At 75.7% G+C, this 5325-nt stretch carries 3 protein-coding genes; 1 reads left to right on the top strand and 2 read right to left on the bottom strand.

Going from position 1 to position 5325, the window contains the following annotated elements:
- Positions 1-138 precede the first annotated feature (138 nt).
- Positions 139-2496, bottom strand: a complete 2358-nt coding sequence (locus AC07BF_RS35355) for a hypothetical protein (protein ID WP_400986223.1) — start codon at positions 2494-2496, stop codon at positions 139-141.
- A 61-nt stretch (positions 2497-2557) separates the two neighbouring features.
- A complete protein-coding gene (locus AC07BF_RS35350; protein WP_363631810.1) occupies positions 2558-4495 on the bottom strand; it encodes an ATP-binding protein in 1938 nt (645 codons plus the stop codon).
- A gap of 344 nt (positions 4496-4839) precedes the next feature.
- On the opposite strand from AC07BF_RS35350, the gene AC07BF_RS35345 reads away from it, so the two are divergent.
- Positions 4840-5160: a hypothetical protein gene (locus tag AC07BF_RS35345; RefSeq protein ID WP_363582406.1), complete on the top strand. Its 321-nt coding sequence runs from the start codon at positions 4840-4842 to the stop codon at positions 5158-5160.
- Positions 5161-5325: the final 165 nt, after the last annotated feature.

The raw sequence follows: 5325 nt of genomic DNA, 5'->3' as shown, positions 1-5325 counted from the left end.
CCCCCCCCCCCCCCCCCCCCCCCCCCCCCCCCCCCCCCCCCCCCCCCCCCCCCCCCCCCCCCCCCCCCCCCCCCCCCCCCCCCCCCCCCCGGGCCGGGGCCGGACCAGACCGGGGCCGGCGGCCGGGGCCGGACCGGGTCAGAGGCCGTAGCGCTCGACGACCTCCTCGTGCCGGGCGGCGTCCGCGCCCGCCGCCTTGGCCAGGTCGAGCCAGGCGAGCGGGTGCGCCCAGTCCCCGGTGAGCCGGTGCAGCAGCGCGTCGGCCTCGGCGGCGGAGGCCGTCGGCGGCACCCCGAGGGCGGCGTACACGCCGGGCAGCGTGCCGTCCTCGTCGGCCGGGTCGGTGATGCGGTACTGCTCCCCGCTGTACGCCCAGACCGCGTAGCCGGCCTGCTGGAGGCTCTCGCGCAGCGCCGCCCACGGCTCGTCGCCGGGCCAGCCGCCGTCGATCCAGTACGTGGTGTACCCCGCCGGGTCGAGCAGGGTGAGCAGCTCGAACACCGGGCGCCAGCCGCGCCGCTCCTCCTCGGGGGCGTCCTCGGCCGGCGGCGGCTCCAGCAGCGCCGGGGCGAAGACCACCACGTCGCCGTGGTTGAGCGTCAGGTCTTCGCCGAGCACCGGCAGGATCCGGGCGGTGGCCGGACCGGTGCGGACGGCGGGCAGGTCGGCGGTGGCGCCGTTGGTGCGGGTGGCCCGGACGGTGACCAGCTGCCACTCCTCGTCCACCGGCCCCTCGGGCTCGTCGAACTCGATGCCGAGCAGCGCGCCGGCGGAACGGACCGCGGCCCAGTCCCGGTTGGCGGTGGCCGCCGTGATCAGGTGCCAGAGGTCGGACTCCTGGACGGTGCGGTGGCGCTCCTCCTCCGGGGCGGCCTCGGCGGGCAGCGCGTGCTCCAGGAGCTCCTGGTACAGCCGCTGCGCGGTGGCGTGGTCGCCCAGCTCGGTGGCGGCGCCGGCGGCCAGCCGGCGGGTGTTGATCCGGCCGGCGTCCAGGGCCAGGATCGCCTCGCACTGCTCCAGCACCTCGGCCCAGCGGCCCTCGGCGGCGGCCCAGCGGGCGCGTATCCAGTGCCCGTCCTCCGGGCTGTCGTCGGCCAGCCGGTCGGCGAGGCGGCGGACGCCCTCGCCGTCCCCCGCGTCGATCAGGGCGGAGCCGAGCATGCCGATCAGCACCTCGTCGGTCGGGGCGGTGTCGAGCCAGTGCCAGAGCAGGTCGCCGGCGGCCCGGGCGTGGCCGAGGCCGCCGAGCACCGCGGCCAGGTTGACGGCCAGTTCGGTGGCACCGGCCGGCTCGCCCCGGTACTGGTCCAGGGCGACGGAGAGCAGGTCGGCGCCGGTCTCGTAGGGCACACCGACCTCGGCCAGGTGCGCCGCCAGCTCGCCGGGCGGGACGGGCAGCTCGGGCTCCGGCAGCGCCTCGGCGGCCGCCCGCAGCGCGGCGACCTCCGCGGCCACGCCGTCGGTGCGGCGCAGCTGGGCGAGCTTGCGCTCCCCGGTCGCGGCGAGGGTCAGCGCCACCGTCCGGGCGCCGCGGGCGAGGGCGAGCCGACCCGCCGCCAGCAGCAGGTCCACGCACGGGCGGTGCGAGCCGGTGCCGTCCAGGTAGCCGACCCAGCCGGCCACGGCGGCGCCCAGCTCGGCGTCGTTCTCCCAGGCGCCGGCCGCGACCAGCAGCTCGACCGTGTGCGTCCAGCCGTCCCGCAGGTCGGCGTGGCGCTCGGCGGCCTCCCGGTCGGGCAGCAGCGCCAGCGCCTCCTCCGTCCGACCGAGCGAGGCCAGCGCGCGGGCCCGCAGCAGGCCGCCCCAGAGCCGGTCGCTCTCGTCGATCTCGTGGCCGCGGGAGCGCTCGGCCTGCTCGGCGGTGTCGAGCAGCGCGAGCACCTCCTGGTGCCGGCCGAGCCGGTGCAGGGTGCCGGCCCGGGCGTGGTGGAAGTGCAGCGAGAGCCGCTCGCCGGCCGCCTGGATCCGGGTGGCGGCGGTGTCCAGGTGGGCGAGCGCCTCGGTGTGGCGGCCGTCGTCCTCCAGCGCGTCGGAGTACTCGCGGGAGAGGCAGTCGAAGCAGGCGCGGCCGGGCTCGATCCGCTCCAGCGTCTCGCCGAGCACCGCCAGCCGCTCCGGCACGTAGCCGGGGCCGTCGACCCGGGCGTGGCAGATCGCGAAGTCCTGCACCACGCAGACGGACTGCGGGCAGCCCGCCGTCTCCTCGCGGTGGGCGAACTCCAGCAGGTCGACCGCCTCGGGCAGGGCCTGCTCGCCCTGGTGGCGCTTGTTCAGCAGGTTCTGCATCCGCCAGTGCCGCAGGTAGACCTCGACCCAGGGCAGGCCGAGCGCCCGGGAGGCGGCCAGCGCCTCCGGGTAGACGGCGTCCACCTGGTCGTTGCGGCCCTCGTTGGCGTGGCCGGGCAGCTCGTAGATGGCGTCGGCCAGCCGCCGGTGGCCGGCCTCGGCCAGCTGGCGGTGGGCGTCGTGGACCCAGGCCCAGATGTCGGTACTCATGTGGTGTCCCCCTGCGTGGTGCTGATGTGATGTCTACCGCGGACCACTGACAATCCGTCCGTCACGCCTCGTCCGGGAGGGCGCCGAGGGTGTCCGGGACGCCCGGCAGGCCGGCCGGGACGGCGGCGGTCAGTGCCGAGACCGCGGTGCCGACGCCGGACAGCGCGGCGGTGAGGTCGCCTCCGGACGAGCCGGCCGGGCCCGCCGAGGCGGCTGCCATGATCACCTTGAGCGAGCGGAGCAGCCCCGCCGCCGTGGCGCTGCCGGTGTGCCCGGCGCGGTAGGCGGCGAGCAGGTCCAGCACGGCCGGGCAGGACAGGTTGAGGTAGAGGCGGGCCCTGACCTCGCCGTCGGTGCGGGCGGTGAACGCCCGGGCCAGCCGCAGCGCCGCGGACGGGATCCGGGCGTCGGCCTGGTCGTCCTCGATCCGGGCCTTCAGCTCGGCCTCGCGGTCCGGCACCAGGACCAGCGGCAGGCCGGGCGGGTCGAACCGGGCAGGGACGAGCTGCTCGCCCTCGTCCGCGAGGGCGCCGGCCAGCCAGGCCGCCTCGCCGGCCGGCAGCGGGCGCTCCGGGTCGCGGAACAGCTCGCGGTCGCCGTGCTCGCTGCCCAGCTCGACCAGGCGGCAGCCGCGCAGCTGGGCGTAGCGGCGCAGGAAGGGCAGGACGGCGTAGCGGTCGCCGCGGGCGATCGGCACCCGCATCGCCCGGTACAGCATCTCCTCGAAGCCGCCGCCGCTGCCGAGCGCGACGTGCACCGCGCCCCCGCCCGCGGCCCGCAGCGCGCCGGCGGTGAGGTCGCCCTGGGAGGTGGGGACGGGGACGTCGTCGGCGAGCAGGGTGAACAGCCGCTCGTCGCAGAGCGCGGCGCCGAGCAGGTCCTGGCCGTGCCGGGTGAGGATGCGGCGCCAGGCGGCGGGCCGCAGCCGGGCGGTCTCGTACAGGCCGTCGACGATGGCGTCGGTGAGGGCGCGCTGGAGTGCGCGGTAGTGGTCGTCGCGCTGGAGGTCCTCGCGGCTGGCGGTGGGGGTGAGCCGGCTGGACTCGACCACGCCGCCGATGAACCCGGCCCAGCTGGGCAGCAGGTCGCGGGCGTCCTCGGCGAGCAGCATGCCGCGCAGGTAGACGGCGAGGTCGCGGTTGTCGCTGCTGCCGTAAGTGCCGCCGTCCTGGACCCAGAGCAGGCCGATCGCGTCGGTGCCGCCCGCGGCCCCTCCCCCGGTGCCGCCCTCGGCCGGGTGGACGGGGAAGGCGGTGAGCGGCTCGAAGCGGCGGCCGAAGGCGGTGGCGAAGCGCATCCGGGCGGCGTGCTGGTCACCCGGCACGCTGTGGCGCCAGGGCACCTCGACGTTGTTGACGGGCTGCTCGTCGTCGCCGACGTGGACCGGGATCGGCAGCAGCACGCAGTACCGGCCGAGCACGTCGCGCAGCGCGTCCTCGTCGGCGAGGTGGGCGTGTTCGGCCTTGAGGGTCAGCTCGACGACCGTGCCGGGGCGGGGCCGGGCGGGCACCGGGTCGACCTGGTACTGCTCGCCGCCCCGGCTGCGGTAGCGGTGGCCGAGGTGCGGTTCGCGGTGCGAGGTGGTGGTGACGGCGACCTCGTCGGCCACCGAGAAGGCGGAGAGGAAGCCGAGGCCGAAGGCGCCGATCAGCTCCTGGTTGCCGGTGAGGTCGCGCAGCATCCGGGTGTAGCCGGTGCCGACGGTGGCGAGGTAGGCATGGATCTCCGGCTCGGTGAGGCCGGCGCCGGTGTCCTCGATGGAGACGGTCCGCCGGGCGGCGTCGCCGCGCACCCGGATCAGCGGGCGGTGGTCGCCGTCCGGGTCCTCCAGGAGTCGGCGGGTGTGCGAGTCGTGGGCGTTCTGGACGAGTTCGCGCAGAGCGACCAGCGGGGTGGAGTAGAGGTGGGTGGCGAGGACGTTCACCAGTCCGCCGAGATCGACCTCGGTCGTACGCAGATCCTCGGCGGGGGCGGGCTCGGGCGGGGCACCTTCAGACATGGGTCCCCAGTGTGCCAGTGCGACTATCCGGCCACCATTTCTTTCTCCCTGAGAAAACTCGGTCAACTCCGCGTTGACAGCTCAGGGTTGTCCGGCCTTGCCGCCTTGCACGTCAACTTCCATCTCCACCAGCAGTTTTGAGGAGTGGAGATGCCGCCGTCGCAACCGTCGGGCTATCTCCGGATACGGCGTCACCATGACACCATCGGGGGAATTGCCACCTGTTTGGTGGAGTTCGTCCACGCTGCTGGTGAATGCTGAACGTGCGACGTCAGGCAACGGCGCCACGGAGCGGCCACTCCGGATCGCGCCACATTTCGCACCCCCAGCTCAGGGAGACCACCGTGTCCCGTATCCGCGCAGCCGCCGCCACCGCCCTCGGGGCGTTCCTCCTCGTCGGCTTCGGCGCCGCCAGCGCCCACGCCGACAACGGCGCCGGTGCCATCGACCACTCCAACAGCAGCGTCGTGAGCAACACCGGCTCCGCCAACGTCATCGGCAACGTCCACGGCAACGTGGTCGTCACCCAGCAGACGGCCACCGGCTCGGGCGCGAGCAACCAGAACAACGGCCTCGCCGCGACCGGCAACGGCGGCAACATCGGCGCTCTGCAGGGCAACGGCAACCTCGACGCCCGGGCCTTCTTCCCGGGCGCCGTCGGCTAGGTCCTGTCCGGCCCCGGGCGCAGCCACACCCTCCGGGCCGGGGGGGGGGGGGGCCCCGGGGGGGGGGGGGGGCCCCCCCCCCCCCCCTCCTGCGAGTCGCCGGAGGAATAGAGCAATGGCCGAAAAGAAGGTTCTCAGCCCCAGTGTGGGGGTTTAGGGGTGGTT

This window comes from Kitasatospora sp. NPDC043950 (genome assembly GCF_056435345.1).
Note: the sequence above shows the minus strand (reverse complement) of the source record. Positions and strands in the feature narration are given on the sequence as shown.

What these genes read in the sequence shown, in the direction of transcription:
- AC07BF_RS35350 (WP_363631810.1), bottom strand. Translation starts at nt 4,495, where the DNA reads ATGTCTGAAGGTGCCCCGCCCGAGCCCGCCCCCGCCGAGGATCTGCGT.
- AC07BF_RS35355 (WP_400986223.1), bottom strand. Translation starts at nt 2,496, where the DNA reads ATGAGTACCGACATCTGGGCCTGGGTCCACGACGCCCACCGCCAGCTG.